This is a genomic window from Flaviflexus huanghaiensis (assembly GCF_014118685.1).
Taxonomy (GTDB): domain Bacteria; phylum Actinomycetota; class Actinomycetes; order Actinomycetales; family Actinomycetaceae; genus Flaviflexus; species Flaviflexus huanghaiensis.
Map to the genome: position 1 here is coordinate 70,810 of NZ_JACFAK010000002.1, position 16,198 is coordinate 87,007.

Annotated in this window: 13 protein-coding genes; 7 read left to right on the top strand and 6 right to left on the bottom strand. The window is 63.3% G+C overall.

Going from position 1 to position 16,198, the window contains the following annotated elements; all coding sequences use genetic code 11:
• Window positions 1-4 precede the first annotated feature (4 nt).
• From H7E91_RS02020 to H7E91_RS02030, 3 genes are read right to left on the bottom strand one after another with little or no spacing between them, the layout of a single operon-like run.
• Window positions 5-283: an Lrp/AsnC family transcriptional regulator gene (locus H7E91_RS02020; RefSeq protein WP_182353410.1), complete on the bottom strand. Its 279-nt coding sequence runs from the start codon at window positions 281-283 to the stop codon at window positions 5-7.
• 35 nt (window positions 284-318) lie between these two features.
• Window positions 319-2,061 carry a DEDD exonuclease domain-containing protein gene (locus tag H7E91_RS02025; RefSeq protein ID WP_182353411.1) on the bottom strand — a complete coding sequence of 581 codons (1,743 nt, stop codon included), beginning with the start codon at window positions 2,059-2,061 and terminating at the stop codon, window positions 319-321.
• Window positions 2,061-2,483 (bottom strand): hypothetical protein, encoded by a 423-nt coding sequence (locus H7E91_RS02030; protein WP_182353412.1) that lies wholly within the window; start codon window positions 2,481-2,483, stop codon window positions 2,061-2,063. Before H7E91_RS02030 ends, H7E91_RS02025 begins: the two co-directional genes overlap by 1 nt.
• A gap of 59 nt (window positions 2,484-2,542) precedes the next feature.
• On the opposite strand from H7E91_RS02030, the gene H7E91_RS02035 reads away from it, so the two are divergent.
• Both H7E91_RS02035 and H7E91_RS02040 read left to right on the top strand, forming a co-directional pair.
• The gene (locus H7E91_RS02035; protein WP_182353413.1) at window positions 2,543-3,754 is read left to right on the top strand and encodes a pyrophosphate--fructose-6-phosphate 1-phosphotransferase; all 1,212 of its coding nucleotides are present in this window, start codon (window positions 2,543-2,545) and stop codon (window positions 3,752-3,754) included.
• 80 nt (window positions 3,755-3,834) lie between these two features.
• The gene (locus tag H7E91_RS02040; protein WP_182353593.1) at window positions 3,835-5,187 is read left to right on the top strand and encodes a class II 3-deoxy-7-phosphoheptulonate synthase; all 1,353 of its coding nucleotides are present in this window, start codon (window positions 3,835-3,837) and stop codon (window positions 5,185-5,187) included.
• 117 nt (window positions 5,188-5,304) lie between these two features.
• Here the strand turns inward: H7E91_RS02040 and pknB are convergent, their stop codons facing one another.
• Both pknB and H7E91_RS02050 read right to left on the bottom strand, forming a co-directional pair.
• Complete coding sequence (pknB, locus tag H7E91_RS02045; protein WP_182353414.1) at window positions 5,305-7,248, bottom strand: Stk1 family PASTA domain-containing Ser/Thr kinase; 1,944 nt, start codon at window positions 7,246-7,248, stop codon at window positions 5,305-5,307.
• A 63-nt stretch (window positions 7,249-7,311) separates the two neighbouring features.
• The gene (locus H7E91_RS02050; RefSeq protein WP_182353415.1) at window positions 7,312-8,946 is read right to left on the bottom strand and encodes a LysM peptidoglycan-binding domain-containing protein; all 1,635 of its coding nucleotides are present in this window, start codon (window positions 8,944-8,946) and stop codon (window positions 7,312-7,314) included.
• 175 nt (window positions 8,947-9,121) lie between these two features.
• Here H7E91_RS02050 and H7E91_RS02055 point away from each other — a divergent pair, with 175 nt between their 5' ends.
• Entirely contained in the window at window positions 9,122-9,448 is a 327-nt protein-coding gene (locus tag H7E91_RS02055) for an Rv2175c family DNA-binding protein (RefSeq protein ID WP_182353416.1), read from the top strand.
• Window positions 9,449-9,511: 63 nt separating this feature from the next.
• On the opposite strand, the gene H7E91_RS02060 is transcribed toward H7E91_RS02055, so the two are convergent.
• Window positions 9,512-10,585 (bottom strand): polyprenyl synthetase family protein, encoded by a 1,074-nt coding sequence (locus H7E91_RS02060; protein ID WP_182353417.1) that lies wholly within the window; start codon window positions 10,583-10,585, stop codon window positions 9,512-9,514.
• A 106-nt stretch (window positions 10,586-10,691) separates the two neighbouring features.
• On the opposite strand from H7E91_RS02060, the gene H7E91_RS02065 reads away from it, so the two are divergent.
• The 4 genes from H7E91_RS02065 (at window position 10,692) to gcvP (ending at window position 16,090) form a co-directional block, all read left to right on the top strand.
• On the top strand, window positions 10,692-11,570 hold the full coding sequence (locus H7E91_RS02065) for a hypothetical protein (protein WP_182353418.1): 879 nt from the start codon (window positions 10,692-10,694) through the stop codon (window positions 11,568-11,570).
• A gap of 105 nt (window positions 11,571-11,675) precedes the next feature.
• Complete coding sequence (gene gcvT, locus H7E91_RS02070; RefSeq protein WP_182353419.1) at window positions 11,676-12,773, top strand: glycine cleavage system aminomethyltransferase GcvT; 1,098 nt, start codon at window positions 11,676-11,678, stop codon at window positions 12,771-12,773.
• Window positions 12,774-12,812: 39 nt separating this feature from the next.
• Window positions 12,813-13,202 (top strand): glycine cleavage system protein GcvH, encoded by a 390-nt coding sequence (gene gcvH, locus H7E91_RS02075; protein WP_182353420.1) that lies wholly within the window; start codon window positions 12,813-12,815, stop codon window positions 13,200-13,202.
• Window positions 13,199-16,090 (top strand): aminomethyl-transferring glycine dehydrogenase, encoded by a 2,892-nt coding sequence (gcvP, locus tag H7E91_RS02080; protein WP_182353421.1) that lies wholly within the window; start codon window positions 13,199-13,201, stop codon window positions 16,088-16,090. The genes gcvH and gcvP overlap by 4 nt, the downstream gene beginning before the upstream one ends.
• Window positions 16,091-16,198 lie beyond the last annotated feature (108 nt).

The window sequence follows — 16,198 nt, forward strand, 5'->3', positions numbered from 1 at the left end:
GGGCTTAGTCGAGTCCGATGTGGAATGCTGCTTCGAGATCATGCTGGGAGTACGCGCGGAATGCGATGTACGTCGTCGTGTCGTTGACGCCCTCGACCTTGCCCATTTTGTCAGCGATGACATCAGCAAGCTTGTCATGGTCGGACACGCGGACGATCGCGACGAGGTCACGATCTCCCGTGACCGAATACACCTCGGAGACGCCCGGGATCTGGGTGATACCCTCGGCGACCTCCGGGATCCGGCTGCTATCGGCGGTGATAAGCACAATTGCTGTGAGCATTACAAGTCCTTTCCTCAATGCTCCAAGCTTACGCCTCACGCTGAGGAGACATGCTCCCGCTCGACGTCGATCCGGTGGCGCTGGGCCGACCGTCTCGGCACCGCCAGCGGCCGCTCGGGCGAGCTGAGCAGGCGGGTGCCGGGTGAGAAGATCCAGTCGTACAGTAGCTGCATTTCGTCAACGGGAGCGGCCCCGCACGCCGTCGTGGGTTCATCCACCGCTGGAGTTGTCGCGGCGAGCGCCTCCGCAACGCCGACGACCTCATGAAGGCTGGACGCGACAGCCGTACCGACGAGCCGCCCCCATCGGACGACGATTGTCTCCCAGCCGTGCTCCGTCTGCTTCGTCGCTCGGATTTCGGCTGTTGCCGCGAGCAGGGTGAGCCGTTCCCTCCGGGCAGCGGTCGTCACGAGCGCGGACAGCCGATCCCGTTCATCGGCCGCACGCTCGAACTCTTCCCGGGAGGCCAAGAGTCGCAGGTTCGCCATGGCGTGCTCAACGGCCTCGTCGACGAGCCCGGACAGGGCTCTGCGTGCACTCTCGAGAGCTCGCTGGGGTTCTCCGGTCACGCAGGGTGCGGAACACCTTCCCATCTCCAACAGTGAACAGGCACGGAACCTCGGCGCGGCGGCAAGCGGTAATCGGTTCGTGCATGTGCGTACGTTCGTCACGCGTTCGAGCAGGTCCTTTGCCTTCTTCGCAGCCTTCATCGTCGTGAATGGCCCGAGCGCATTGTGCAGATCGTGGGCGGGAACTGAGCGGACGATCGACAGCCGCGGATGAGGCTCGTTTGTCAGAACGAGCCACGGACGGTTCTGGGGCCGCTTGGAGCGCCGGTTGTAGGGCGGGTCGAACCTCTGAATGTCTCGTAGCTCATGGGCCTGGGCCTCGAGGCGTGTCGCTGTCGGTGTCGCCTCGACTCGGACGGCGAGGTCGACCATCTCGGCGATGCGGGTGCGTTTTTCGGCCGCAGTGAAGTACTGGCGCACGCGCTTATAGACGTTGACTGACGTACCGACGTACAGAACATCACCGGAAGGTCCGATGAAGCGGTACACCCCGGGTGTGCGGGGGAGTCCGTCGGCCAGGTTCGCTTTGAGTCGGCGCCGATACGGGACCGGGTCGCTGACCGTCTTGAGGTCTTCGAGGTGGCTGACACCGAGCGGGCCGAGCCTTCCCAGGATGAACTGCAGGAGCTCCTGGGTTGCCCGCGCATCGTCCAGAGCGCGGTGGGTCGGTGTCACCTCGGTGGCGATGACTCGGGAGAGGGTGGCGAGCTTGTAGTTTGGCGTCTCATCCCTTGTAATCGTCCTTCGCGCCAGTTGGACCGTATCGAGTGTCATGACCGGCGGGAACGGCAGGTCGAGGGCGGCGGCAGCCGCCTTGAGATGACCGACGTCGAAGCGGGCATTGTGCGCGACGAGAACCGTGTCGGGGCTAGCCCCAACAAACTCGAAAAACTCGGGCAGAACCTCCGCGATCCGCGGCGCCTCCATGACCATTGCGGTCGTAATCCCGGTGAGGACCGCAATATAGGGAGGGATTGGCTGATTCGGGTTAACGAGGGTCGCAAACTCGCCAACAACCTCGCCGCCGACAGACTTGACCGCTCCGATCTCCGTGATCTCCTCAGCGCCGGGCCGTCCGCCTGTCGTTTCGAGATCGACGACGACGAAGGTGACGTTCCGCAGGTCTGTGCCGAGATCTGCGAACGACATTTGGACGTCGATGCCTTCCGGCGCGCGTCTCGCATCCTCAAGGGCAAGCCGTCCTGCCACTACACCCGCATCCCGTCGTCGTCCTCGCTACCGGTCGCGTAGGACATGATCCAGGCGACCGCCGCCGCACCTGCGGCGACAACGACAACAATAAACATGGTTGGGGACAGAGTAATGACGGAAATTTCGGAGAGAATGATGAGGACGATGCTGATGACAACGACGGCGAGGAGAATCTTCTCCAGTCGCGTGGCGAACGGTGGGTCCTGGGCCTCATATGTGGAGTCGAGCACGTCGTCAGCGGCCTCGGGCTTCTCGTCGTCGAGCTCTCCCTGAGTCCAATCGCGTGGACCTGCAGGCTCTGTTTCGCGCGGCTCATCAGACATCGGCCCCGGCGAAGCCTTCCACGCGTCGCCCATCTCCGCCGCGTAGCGCTCCCAGTCGGTGCCGCCGGCGAGTCCATCTTCATCTTGAGGAGCCATGGTTTCGATCATAAGGCAGATAGAATGGTGTTCGTCTTGTCCCGATTGGAAGGTTAACCATGGCCCTCAACCGTGTCGCAATCCTGACTGCCGGTGGTTTCGCACCGTGCCTCTCCTCCGCCGTTGGCGGGCTCATCGAGCGCTACACCGAACTCGACCCCGAGATCGAGATCGTCGGCTACCAGTACGGCTATCACGGACTCCTCACCGGCAATAAGATCGTATTTGACGAGGAGGCGCGCGCCAACGCGAGCCGCCTTCACCTGTTCGGTGGTTCTCCGATCGGCAACTCGCGCGTCAAACTCACGAACGTCGATGATCTCGTGAACCGCGGCCTTGTCGAGGAGGGCCAAAACCCGCTTGAGGTCGCGGCCGAGCGTCTTCGCCAAGACGGTGTCGATGTTCTGCACACAATCGGCGGTGACGACACGAACACCACAGCAGCAGATCTCGCCGCGTACCTGCACGAGCACCAGTACGAGCTGACTGTCGTCGGTCTGCCCAAGACGATCGACAATGACATCATCCCGATCGCCCAGTCGCTTGGCGCCCTGACCGCCGCTGAGGAAGCGGCAGAGTATGCCGTCAACATCATTGGTGAGCATCGCTCGTCCCCCCGCATGCTCATCATCCATGAAGTCATGGGCCGCCATTGCGGTTACCTCACCGCCCGAGCCGCTGCGGACTACCGCGAGTGGGTCGAACAGCAGGAGTGGGTGCCTTCTGCAGGGTTGATGAAGGAACGCTGGGACATCCACGCCGTCTACCTGCCGGAGATGGACATCGACTTCGGAACCGAGGTCGAGCGTCTGCGCGGCATCATGGACGAGTTCGGTAACGTCAACATCTTCCTCTCGGAGGGCGCTGGCGTCGACGAAATCGTCGAGGAGCTTGAAGCCTCCGGTGAAGAGGTCCCGCGTGACCCGTTTGGTCACGTCAAGCTCGATATGATCAACCCCGGCAAGTGGTTTGCTGACAAGTTTGCCGAGCGCCTGGGCGCCGAGAAGGTCATGGTCCAGAAGTCCGGCTACTACTCGCGCGCCGCTCGTGCTCGCAACGAGGATCTGCGTCTCATCAAGGGCATGGTCGACTATGCAGTCGAGTCCGCCCTGCGGGGCGATTCCGGTGTCGTCGGCCACGACGAGGAGGACGGCAACAAGCTCAAGGCGATTGCGTTCTCCCGCATCGCCGGCGGGAAGGCGTTCAACATGTTCGTCCCGTGGTTCGAGGATGTCATGTCAACGATAGGCCAGCCTCTCAAGGCCGACTAGTGTCGGCCTGCGCGGTGGGCACGTCCCGCCGCGCAGGCCCCGTGGATTAGGATCGATCTGTGTCTGAACGTGAAACCGAAATGTACCGCTCTTTGGAGCGGTGGCGCGACCTCCCCGCGAAACACCAGCCAGCGTGGCCCGACCCTCATGAGGTGCGTCGCGCCGCGACCTATCTGAGGTCGATGCCTCCGCTCGTTTTCGCAGGCGAGGCCGATACCCTCAAAGCGGAGATCGCGAAGGCTGGCCGGGGTGAGGCGTTCATCCTGCAAGGCGGTGACTGCGCCGAGACGTTCGCCGACTCTGTCTCTGCGAACAGGATCCGTGCGAAGATCCAGACGATCCTCCAGATGTCCATCGTCCTCACGTACGGGGCCGCCCTCCCGATTGTCAAAATCGGCCGTATGGCAGGTCAGTATGCGAAGCCGCGCTCGAATCCGATGGAGACGAGGAATGGCATCGAGCTGCCCGCCTATATGGGAGATGCGGTGAATGGCCACGCGTTCACCCCTGAGGACCGGATTCCGGACCCGCAGCGGATGATCGATGCCTACCACCGCTCAGCGACGACCCTCAATCTAATCCGCGCGTTTACGGGCGGCGGTTTTGCCGACATGTCCGAGGTGCACGCGTGGAACAAGGGCTTCACCGAGAACCCCGCGTACAAGAAGTACGAGACAATCGCGGCTGACATCGATTGGGCTCTGCGCTTCATGAAGGCCGCTGGCATTGACTCGCCCGCGGTGCGCACGGTCGACATGTACTCCTCCCATGAGAGCCTGCTCCTCGAGTACGAGAACGCGATGACCCGCATCGACCAGCGGACGTCGGCCCCGTACAACACATCGGCCCACTTCGTGTGGATTGGTGAGCGGACGCGGGAGGCAGATGGTGCCCACGTCGACATGCTGTCCCGGGTCCGGAATCCGATCGGGGTCAAGCTCGGGCCGACAAGTACCGTCGAGGACGCGCTCCGACTTCTGGACAAGCTCAATCCGGAGGGCGAGGAGGGTCGCCTCACGTTCATCACTCGTCTTGGTTCGTCGAAGGTGCGCGAGCTTCTCCCTGCTCTCGTTGAGGGCGTGAGCGCTGACGGTCGTCCGGTCACGTGGGTGACGGATCCGATGCACGGGAACACGATCACGGCGACCAACGGGTACAAGACTCGCCGGATGGACGACGTCGTCGACGAGGTGCGTGGGTTCTTCGAGGTCCACAACAGCCTCGGCACGATCCCCGGCGGCCTCCACATCGAGCTGACGGGCGACTCAGTCACGGAGGTTCTCGGCGGTTCTGAGGAGCTGTCGGAGGAGATCCTCTCCCAGCGGTACGAGACGCTCGTCGACCCGCGGCTCAATCACGGCCAGTCGCTCGAGCTCGCGTTCCTTGTCTCGCAGATGCTGCGCGCGAGGACCAGCGGTCTGCGCTCCGATTAGTCAGTTTTTTGAGGGGCGGGTCGGTGCGTTGCCGGCCCGCCCCGCCCTGTTTGTGCGTCCTCCACGTCGACGTGAAGGACCCCGACGTCCAGCGAGAGCGGGACATAGCCCGCGTCGTCAGACGATGGTGAGGACGACGACTGTGCCCGCTGGATGCATCTCTCCGGCCGGGATCGACTGGTCGCGGACAGTCCCAAAAATGCCGCCGAGGAAGTTCTCGAACTCGACGGTGAAACCGGCGTCCTCGAGTATGCCGGCTGCCTCACCCTTTTGTAGTCCAAACACGTCGGGTACTTGGAGTAGTTCCGGTCCTAGGGACACGGTGATGGTCACCGTGTCACCGCGGTAGACGGTGCCAATATCCGATTGGGAGATGACCGCACCCCCCTCCACTGTGTCTGAATAGGCTTCGGCCCGTTCGACGACGATGCCGGCGCTCTCGAGCTCCGCAGCCGCATCTGCGAAGGACAGTCCGCGCACATCCACTGCCTCGACCGGCTCCCTGCCGAGGGAGACGACGATCGTCACTGGTGTGGAGTGGTCGACCTCGGTGGCGGGAGGAACCGATTGGGCGATGACGCTACCGGCGGGAACCGAAGCCGAATACTCCTCCTCAACCTCGGGCACGAGCCGAGCATCGCGAAGCTGCTGTTCGGCAGTTCCGAGCGGTAAACCGACAACTGGCGGCACGCTCACCTGTTCGACACCGAGTGAGATCGTCAGTGTGACTCCCTCATCCCGTGACAGTTGAGCGGGGATGGCTGGGTCCGTGGCGATGACCCGGCCTTGTGGAACATCGTCGGAATACTCGTATTCGAGCTCCGGGACGAGGTTGACCTCTTCGATGATCGTCACCGCTGCCGCTTCGTCGCGGCCTGTCACATCTGGCAGGCTGATCCTCATCCCTGGCCCGGCGGTGAAATACCAGACGATGCCGGCGGCGGTTGCAGCGATGAGGAGCAGCGTGATGATCCAGCGCCACACTTTTGACGATGTCGACGATGGCGTCCGGTTCGCGTCTGAGCGCTGGCGGGCAATCTCCTGGCCTCGGCTCAGTACCGGGGGAGCGGTGAGCTGTGCTGTCCGGTGGGCAGGCGTGAAGGCTCTCGTGTCGTTCGGGACAGACGCCTCAGCATCATCATCGGTGCGTTCATGGAACGACGTCGGAGTGACCGCGATTCGGCGCTTCGCGACAATGTCATCAAGGTTCGCAAGGACCTCCTGCACTCGGTCCCGCGCCTCAATCCCATCAGCAGGGCGGTGTTTGGGATCCTTCGCAGTGAGAACGCCGACAAGAGAGTCAACGGAGGCGGGGATCCACGGCGCTATTGTCGATAGACGCGGCATGGGGTCGTTGACATGCTTGTATGCGAGGGCAATCGGAGTGTCGGCACTGAAGGGTGCTTCTCCGGCGATGAGCTCATAGAGCATGATCCCAGCCGAATAGATGTCGGACCGAGCTGTCGCCTGCTCCTGAAGTACCTCCGGAGCGAGATAGGCGACAGTCCCTAGCACTGTGCCAGCCCGCGTCGAGCTGGCCGCAGCCACCGCCCGAGCAAGCCCGAAGTCTGTGACTTTCGCGGTCAGCTGCTCGCCGTCGACGAGCAGGACGTTTTCTGGTTTGACGTCTCGATGGACGAGGCCAGATCGGTGGGCTGTACCGAGTGCTGACAGAACCTGTGCCACAATCTCGAGCGCAACCCCAAGCGGGAAAGAACCACGGCGGCTGAGTTCGGTGCGCAGGTCGGGACCGGAGATGTACTCCATGACAAGATAGGCCGTCTGCGAGGACGAGTCGGACGTGAAGGCGCCCTCGTCATAGACAGCGACGGCGTGGGGGTGGGAGAGTCCCGCCGTGGCGAGTGCCTCGCGGTGGAACCGTTCAACAAATTCGTCTTGGTCCGCGAGGTGTGGGTGCATGATCTTGATCGCGACATCGCGATGAAGCCGCTGGTCCGTACCGCGATAGACGGTAGCCATGCCGCCGCGGGCAATGCGGGCACGGATGAGATATCGCTCGTCGATGACGGCACCGAGAAGCGGATCAGGCACTGAATTCACGAATTCAAGCCTAGACGATGCTCCCCAGCACCCACGTGAAGCGGTGCTGGGGAGCGAAGCTCATCAGCGGAACTGGGCCATTGATGCTTTGACTCGCTGAACGTACTGAACCGTGTCGGGGTACATTCCGTTCCTTCGGACTCCGCCGAGTCCCTGGTAGTAGGCGGCGATGCCCTCATCGAGGGACGAGGCACTCCGCTGCAACTGGCGGATGATGACAACGCCCGCAATGATGTTGTCCCTCGGATTGAGCAAGTTGAGGTCGCGGCCGATGAGATCCGACGCCCACTTTCCCGAGGAGGGGATGACCTGCATTGTCCCGATTGCGTTCGCGGGGGAGACCGCCCGAGCATCGAAGCCGGACTCGCGGAATGCGTGCGCCTGTGCCAGCGCGGGGTCGACGCCGTACTGGATGGCGATCTGACGAACCATTGCCTGGGTTTCGGTTCGCGAGGGGACTGCGATCGAGTTGAGATACGCCTTGTTCTCGTTAGCCGAGCGAACGGTCGCGTCGGGATACGTGTAGTGGAGGAACGTGTTGGGAACGAGATTCTGCTGACCGCTCGGGGCTGGCGCCGGCGCGGCCGTTCCGGCGACAGTGAGAACCTGACCGGGGTAGATAACCGTCGAGGACAGCGCCGATGCCGACATGATTGCCGACACCGTCGTTCCGTACTTCGCGGCAATGCCCGACAGCGTATCTCCGCGCACGACCGTGTGCGTCCTCGTCGACGCAGTCGGAGCCGGAGTGGCGGGTTTCGGGGCCGGAGCGGCTGGCTTCGGTGCGGGTGCGGAGGTGCCGCCGAGGGTGAGCACCTGTCCGGGGTAGATGACGTTAGCGTTGCGTAGGCCGTTGGCCGAGACAAGTGCGGCGACGGTTGTGCCGTTGCGTGCGGCGATGCCGGAGAGGGTGTCTCCGCGCTGGACTGTGTAGGTCCCGGTTGCGGCCGTCGGCGCAGCCGGTGCTGGGGTGGCGGGTTTCGGGGCCGGGGCGGCTGGCTTTGGTGCGGGTGCGGAGGTGCCGCCGAGGGTGAGCACCTGTCCGGGGTAGATGACGTTAGCGTTGCGTAGGCCGTTGGCGGCGACAAGTGCGGTGACGGTTGTGCCGTTGCGTGCGGCGATGCCGGAGAGGGTGTCTCCGCGCTGGACTGTGTAGGTCCCGGTTGCGGCCGTCGCCGTAGCCGGTGCTGGGGTGGCGGGTTTCGGGGCTGGGGCGGCTGGCCTCGGTGCGGGAACGGGAGACATAGCAGAATCTCGCAGAGTGAGCTTCTGGCCCGGGTAGATGACGTTGGCGTCCCGCAAGCCGTTCGCGGCGACAATCGCCGCGACCGTTGTTCCGTTACGCAGAGCAATGCCCGACAGAGTGTCACCCCTCTTGACGGTGTAGGTGCCAGCCGCATCCGTAGGCGAGGCAGGAACTGCCGGCACCCTTGTCGTCGGGATCTCGAGCCTCTGACCGGGATACACCGTGGCTGCGCTACCGAGCCCGTTGGCCTCAATGATTGAACTGACCGAAACCCCGAAGCGCTGGGCAATGACCCAAACGGAGTCGCCTGTGGTCACTTGGTAGGAAGCCGATGGCAGCTTGAGGGCGGGTACTGCGGGCAGCTCTGCCGCTGTGGCCGGATGAGGAGCGAGGGCTCCGAGGGCCGCAGTAGCGGCCACTGTGACGCCAATTGAGCGTCGCGAATACGTCATGGATCCTCCGAAGCATGGTGAGTGCCATCAGCGTGCGTGATGTGGATGTTGCGCAACGTGATAAAGCTGTGACAGTTGTTTCAGATGTGACACTACCGTGATCTGCGGCGTGTTGCTACCGGAATTGGCGAATTGCATCTACTATCCTGTTGAGCTTTCTCCACTTCCTGACCAGATGTCCCTTCCCGAGGTCGCCGAGGCTCTCGGCATCCGACTCCGCGACGTCCGTACCCTCATTTCAGACCGGAGGCTTCTCGCCACGCGCCCCGAGGGTCCGCTCGTCATCACGCGCGACCAACTCGTCGAAAGTGACGGGACGTGGCAGGTGCTCGGAAATCTCCGCGGCACTCTCATTCTGTTGGCCGATGCCGGATTCAGCGATGACGAAGCGCACGAGTGGCTACACCGAGAGGAACCCGAACTCGGTGAAACGCCAATGGCAGCGCTACGCTCCGGAAAGCACAGAGCCGTGCGCAGAATCGCGTCCGGGCTCGCATTCTGACAGACGTCGAGGCCTGAGCGCCGGACGTCATCACGTAGCAACGCCCCGACACTCGGGGTAGCTTCAGTGGGTGCGGCCGGTAAGCCTCGTCATGAGCTCTCCGAGCGCGTCCCGCCCGGGACCGGCGGGAAGGTCCGCCCATGCGGCCTCCGCCTCCGTTTCGCGCTGAGAGATGAGAGCCTCGTGCTCGGCCCACGCCCCGCACTCGACTGTGGCGGCGGTGATGGCGCGGGACTCCTCCTCTGTCAGATCCTGCCCGAGCGACTCGGCGATCCACCGCGCCTCGTCGGTGCCTGCGAGCCGCGCCAGGGCGGTAAGAATGAGGACGGTCCGCTTTCCCTCACGCAGGTCCCCACCTGTCGGCTTGCCAGTCTGGGACGGGTCGCCAGCGACGCCGAGAGCGTCATCTCGAAGCTGGAATGCTTCTCCCAACGGTGACCCGATTCGAGTGAGAAGGTCGAGGAGCTCGGCGCTCGCCCCCGCGGCATCAGCGCCGATGAGGAGCGGATCGCGTACAGAATAGTGCGCTGACTTGTGCCTGAGGACCGTAAATGCGTTGTCGCGCGCGCGTAGAAGTGCGGCCGCGGGGTCCGGGCTGTCCAAGAGGGCGAGAAGGTCGATGTTCTCGGCCCTGATGTCGAGGAACTGACCGTAGGCCACCTCTGCACACATGGCGTGGAAGCGCCGATTAGCGGAGGCGGACGCATGCACCGCCATGTGCGAGCCCGCGAGCGCGAGAAGGAAATCGCCGGAGCAAATCCCGGCGTCACGACCGTAGCGTCCGGCGTCACCGACGAGATCTGAGGATTCGAAATCGTTCGCGAACTGGACGTGGACGGCAGGTTGGCCTCGGCGGGTCGGAGAGTCATCCATGATGTCGTCGTGGACGAGTGCTGCGCCTTGGAAGAGTTCGATCGCGGCCGCAACCTCGATCGCGTCGGTACGTGGCTCGGCCCCGCTCGCACACATCGCCCCGGCGACGGACAGGATGCCGCGGACTCGCTTGCCGCCAGCCAGGAGCGACCTCGTCGGATCGATGAAGGTCGACAGGAGTTCGGGATCTTCCCCGGGGAATCCGTAGGAGTTGAGTGCGTCGAGAGTTGCGTCGGAGATGCGGCGCGTGAGCGAGTCGTACATGGTTCCACTGTATCGGCATTGCCCAGAGCAACACGGCCATCGCGCCGTCCACAGGACACGTTCCGCGGGCCATTCTTGGATGGTGGGAGGTGTTGTATTCAGTGCTATGAGCACCGCACAGCACAGCATCATCCCACTCTCCACGCTCGCGCACGCCGCGATGGAGGCAACCGACTACACACCTGACGGAAGGACGGTTATCGTCCGAGCCGATTCGGATGGAATCGCCGATGTCTCTGTCCACCCGCTCGACCGTATTGACCCGTCCGCAGTCGACGCGGCCGAGCCCGGCACCGCCATCGCACTCATGTTCCCCGAGGGGGATGAGGACGTCACCGCGGCAGCACACATGATCGACAGGCTCGGTGAGAACCTTCGCCACGGCAGCGGAGCGTGGGACACCGTCATCGCGAGAGGCGGTGTGAGGTTCCGGATCTACAGCCAGCACGGCTGGCTCGACGAACCCGAAACCGACCCCATGCCGAACGATCAACTCGACGCGCTTATCTCGGCCTTCGCTGGCGCTGCGGGACGGTTCGCCGGCCACTTTGATCCCGCACTCGCAGACGAGGCGAGCGGTGAGTGGCTCGAAGCTCTCAATGCCCGCCTTTACGGCGCACCCGCACCTTTCCGACCGACCGCCCTGTCGCTTCAGGCTGGGTCCGTGCGCGACGCCGTCATCGTCTGGGCAATCGGAGAGGAGGGCCGGGATCGGCTCGCGCCCGGCGAGCGCTTCGTACCTCCGAAGACAGCTCCTGCGCCTGCCCGAATCAACGCGGCCTACGATGTACTGGCCGACAGGGTAGGGGAGCCGGACACCGTCCACGCCCTTGCCTGCGCGTCTTACCTGTCGTGGTGGGCAGGATATCCCCGGCTCGCGACGCACCTGTACTACCGAGCACGGTCGACACGGCAGCGGAGCCGCCTATCGGCGCTTGTGTGGACTGCCCTCCTGCGCGGAATCGTTCCCCACTGGATGAGGTAGGGCACATTCCTGGCACAGCTTTGACGGCCCACCTCGCCAGTCCGAAGACCGGTCCACTTCCATGTTCTTATCGCACCGAAGCACGAAGAGGGGAATAATGGCCGCATGACTCTGAACGAGACTGCACTGCTCCCGGTACACGAGCGACTCCGCGCGACAATGACCGACTTCGCTGGGTGGGCTATGCCCCTGCGCTACTCGTCCGATCGCGAAGAGCACACCGCGGTGCGCGAGCGGGCCGGCATTTTCGACCTGTCGCACATGGGCCAGATCAGGGTTGAAGGTCCGGATGCAGGAAGCCTGCTCGACTATGCGCTGGTCGGAGTGGTGTCAACGATGCCAGTCGGCCGGGCTCGCTACTCACTCATGGTCAACGAGCGCGGTGGAATCATTGACGATCTCATCGTCTATCGCACCGACGAGATCGACTATCTCGTGATCGCGAACGGAGCTAACCGGTTGCGTGTCGGCGATGAGCTGACGAAGAGGTCAGCGCAGGTCAGTGCGAGAGCCGCGATCCAGGACAACACGACAGCTAGGTGCCTTATCGCGGTTCAGGGACCGGCCAGCCGCGAGGTGGTTGGCTCGGTCATCGACCCTGAGCATCGTGAAGAGTTCGACTCGCTCGGTTACTACCGCCACGCCCGCTTCACCATCGGCGGCACGCCAGTCCATGTCGCCCGAACCGGCTACACCGGTGAGCGAGGATACGAGATCATGGCCGACGCGAACGACGCGATCTCCCTCTGGGAACGCCTCTCAGAGGCCGGGGAGCCGCACGGCATGGTTCCGTGCGGACTGTCCTCGCGCGACACGCTCCGCCTTGAAGCTGGCATGCCCCTGTACGGCCATGAACTCACGGAGGACAGCACCCCGGCGGAAACCGGTCAGGGCCGGGTCGTCAAACTCGACCACGATTTCGTCGGCGCTGAGGCGTTGCGGGCTCACGAGCCCTCCACCACGCTGTACGGTCTTGCAGGAGAAGGTCGGCGCGCAGCTCGCGCGGGATCCGCCGTCAGTCTCGACGGAGAGTCGCTCGGCTCCATTACGTCCGGCATCCTCTCGCCTACGCTCGGTCATCCGATCGCGCTCGCGATCCTCACTGTCGGTTTGGACGAGGGGACCGAGGTGTCCGTCGACGTTCGCGGAAAGAGTCAGACCATGACAATTGTGCCGCTACCCTTTTATAAGGCCAGCCACTGAGACCATCCGGACGCCACGCTTCTGGAACTGAGAACAACGATGAAAGGTGCATCTGTGTACCCAAATGACCGCACATACAGCCCGGACCATGAATGGCTGATGGAGGGGACGCCGGCTCGTGTCGGCATTACGAGTTTCGCCGCGACGTCCCTTGATGAGGCCGTCTACGTCGAGCTTCCCGAGGTGGGTTCCACTGTCACAGCCGGGGTCGCCTGTGGAGAGATCGAGTCAGTTAAGTCGGTCTCTGACCTTGTGGCACCCGCCTCCGGAACCGTGGTCGCTGTCAACGAGGCTGTGATCGACGATCCCAAACTCGTGACCGATGATCCGCACGGTGAGGGCTGGCTCTATGAGATCGACACCACGGCGGTCACCGACGGGCTCATGGATGGATCCGCCTACGAAGCGTTCCTGGCGGATCAGCAATGACGAGTTTCCTCCCTCGTCACATTGGCGCGTGGGGCGAGGATCGTGCAGCGATGCTCGAGCGCGTCGGAGTGAAGAGCCTCGACGAACTTATGGAGGCCGCCCTCCCTGCGAGCCTCACGCGAGAGTCAATCGAAGGACTCCCCGCCGCACGCTCCGAGCAGGAGGTGCTCGAACGGCTAGCTACGTTGGCCGACAAGAACACAGTCCGAACTTCGATGATTGGCCAGGGCTATTACGACACGGTCACCCCGGCCGCGATTCGCCGCAACGTCCTGGAAAACCCTTCCTGGTACACGGCGTACACGCCGTATCAGCCCGAGATTAGCCAGGGCAGGCTCGAGGCGCTCGTCAATTTCCAGACCATGGTCACCGACCTCACGGGGATGGATATCGCCAACTCATCGATGCTCGACGAAGCGACCGCCGTGGCGGAAGCGATGCTACTTGCTCGCCGGGTCAAGAAGGCCCGCAACAAGGTTCTTATGAGCGAGGACGTGTTCGATGCGACACGAGCTGTCGTCGACACCCGCGCCGACGCGCTCGACATCGAGCTTGTTGAATCGGACTTCCGACAGATCGATAGCGACGTCGCCGCCATCATTCTTCAATACCCCGCTGCATCGGGTCACCTGCCAGAGCTTCACGAGCTCGAGACAATCACCGGCAGAGCCCGCGAGGCCGGTGCCCTTGTCATCGTCGCCGCGGATCTCATGGCGCTCGCTTTGCTCGCCAGTCCTGGCAGCTGGGGCGCCGACATCGTCGCGGGGACGACACAGCGCTTTGGCGTGCCGATGGCGGGCGGCGGACCGCACGCCGGCTATCTCGCAGTCAAAGACGCTCACAAGAGGCAGCTGCCCGGCAGGCTCGTCGGTGTGTCGAAAGACGCCGACGGCGCCGTCGCCTACCGACTCGCGCTGCAGACGAGAGAACAGCACATCCGCCGTGAGAAGGCGACCTCCAACATTTGTACGGCCCAGGTGTTGCTCGCAGTCATGGCGTCGACATACGCGGTCTATCACGGTCCCGATGGGCTTCACCGCATCGCCCAACGCATTCACAACCACGCTGTCAGCCTTGCTGAGAGACTGTCCCAAATCGGCGTGCCCGTGACGTCGACATCATTCTTCGACACGATCGAGCTGGAGATCCCGGGAGGAGCCGATCGGGCGCTCAGGCACCTACTGACGGAGAATATCACCGGCTGGAAAGTCGACGAGTCGACGATTCGGCTGTCGTGCGACGAGAGAACGTCGGCCGACGTTGTTGACCGAATCGTGAGGGCCCTTGAGGGAAGCGGGACGGAGGCGGACAAGACAGGGATCGACGCCGGCTATCCTGCCTCCCTCGAGCGGAAGGATGAGTACCTTACCCATCCGACCTTCCACCGCTACCGCACCGAGACTCTCCTTATGCGCTATCTCAAGTCGCTGGCGGACAAGGACTACGCGCTGGACCGCGGCATGATCCCCCTCGGCTCCTGCACAATGAAATTGAACTCGGCGATCGAAATGACACCGATCACATGGCACGGGTTCGCCTCTATCCATCCATTCGCACCTGCAATGGACCGGCTCGGGTACCTCGAACTTATCGAGGAACTCGAGGCGTGGCTGGCTGCCGTGACGGGTTACGACGCGGTCAGCCTCCAACCAAATGCAGGGTCTCAGGGCGAACTTGCTGGCCTCCTCGCCATACGCGGGTATCACGTGTCCCGAGGGGACAAGAAGCGGACTGTGTGTCTCATTCCGGCCTCGGCCCATGGCACGAACGCCGCATCAGCAGTTCTCGCAGGCTTCCGTGTTGTCGTTGTCGGTACCGCAGCGGACGGCTCGATTGACATGGGTGATCTGGAGGCGAAGATCGCGGAGCATCGCGATGTGCTCGGGGCGATCATGATTACCTATCCGTCGACTCACGGCATTTATGAGGACTCGGTGGGCGACGTGTGCTCCCGCGTCCATGCCGCCGGTGGTCAGGTCTACATCGATGGAGCAAACCTCAACGCCCTTGTCGGCGTCGCTCGGCCGGGTGAGTTCGGCGGGGACGTCTCCCATCTCAACCTTCACAAGACCTTCGCAATCCCGCACGGGGGCGGCGGACCAGGTGTTGGCCCGGTGGCGGCGAGATCGCACCTCGCTCCTTTCCTGCCCTCCCACCCATTGACCGACAATCACACGACTGGCAGTGCCGCGGCGAAATTCCCAGGCGCCGGGGCGGTCTCTCAGGCACCCTACGGCTCTGCAGGGATCCTCCCCATCTCGTTCGCCTACATTCTCCTCATGGGAGGGGAGGGGCTTCGCATGGCGACACAGTCTGCGGTACTCGCCGCGAACTACATTGCCACGCGAGTCGACAAAGTTCTGCCCGTTCTCTATCGCGGGCCAGGCGGACTTGTGGGCCACGAGTGCATCATCGACCTTCGTCCGCTTCGTGAGGAGACCGGCATCAGTGTTGACGATGTCGCGAAGCGCCTGATCGACTACGGCTTTCATGCCCCGACGATGTCGTTCCCGGTCGCCGGAACTCTCATGATCGAGCCGACCGAGTCGGAGGATCTCGGCGAAATTGACCGTCTGTGCGACGCGCTGCTGCAGATTCACGACGAGGCTCGAAGCGTCTACGAAGGTGTCTGGCCGCCCGACGACAATCCACTCGTCAACGCGCCACACACGGCAGCATCGGCGCTCGTTGGAGAATGGTCGCACCCGTACTCACGAGCGACGGCGGTCTACCCTGCGCTAACCGACGAGGTTCTCACCAATCCCGCGAGACTGTCCGCAGCTACCGCGGGGAAGTATTGGCCGCCAGTGCGTCGGATCGACGGCCCTTACGGAGACCGAAATCTCGTGTGCGCCTGCCCTCCTATCGAGAGCTACCGCGAGCAGTAGCCACAGCAAGCGAGAAACATGACTGTTCCCATACCGGATCGCCTCGGTATGGGAACAAATCATGCCCCGTGGGCGTTATCTCTGTACAGGTCCGTCTCTGTCCGAGGA

Bases quoted from the DNA above. Each gene is read 5' to 3' on its own strand.
- H7E91_RS02055 (WP_182353416.1), top strand. From the start codon at position 9,122: ATGTCCCTTCCCGAGGTCGCCGAGGCTCTCGGCATCCGACTCCGCGAC.
- H7E91_RS02035 (WP_182353413.1), top strand. From the start codon at position 2,543: ATGGCCCTCAACCGTGTCGCAATCCTGACTGCCGGTGGTTTCGCACCG.
- H7E91_RS02030 (WP_182353412.1), bottom strand. From the start codon at position 2,483: ATGGCTCCTCAAGATGAAGATGGACTCGCCGGCGGCACCGACTGGGAG.
- H7E91_RS02050 (WP_182353415.1), bottom strand. From the start codon at position 8,946: ATGACGTATTCGCGACGCTCAATTGGCGTCACAGTGGCCGCTACTGCG.
- H7E91_RS02020 (WP_182353410.1), bottom strand. From the start codon at position 283: ATGCTCACAGCAATTGTGCTTATCACCGCCGATAGCAGCCGGATCCCG.
- H7E91_RS02060 (WP_182353417.1), bottom strand. From the start codon at position 10,585: ATGTACGACTCGCTCACGCGCCGCATCTCCGACGCAACTCTCGACGCA.
- gcvP (WP_182353421.1), top strand. From the start codon at position 13,199: ATGACGAGTTTCCTCCCTCGTCACATTGGCGCGTGGGGCGAGGATCGT.
- gcvH (WP_182353420.1), top strand. From the start codon at position 12,813: ATGAAAGGTGCATCTGTGTACCCAAATGACCGCACATACAGCCCGGAC.
- gcvT (WP_182353419.1), top strand. From the start codon at position 11,676: ATGACTCTGAACGAGACTGCACTGCTCCCGGTACACGAGCGACTCCGC.
- H7E91_RS02065 (WP_182353418.1), top strand. From the start codon at position 10,692: ATGAGCACCGCACAGCACAGCATCATCCCACTCTCCACGCTCGCGCAC.
- H7E91_RS02040 (WP_182353593.1), top strand. From the start codon at position 3,835: ATGTACCGCTCTTTGGAGCGGTGGCGCGACCTCCCCGCGAAACACCAG.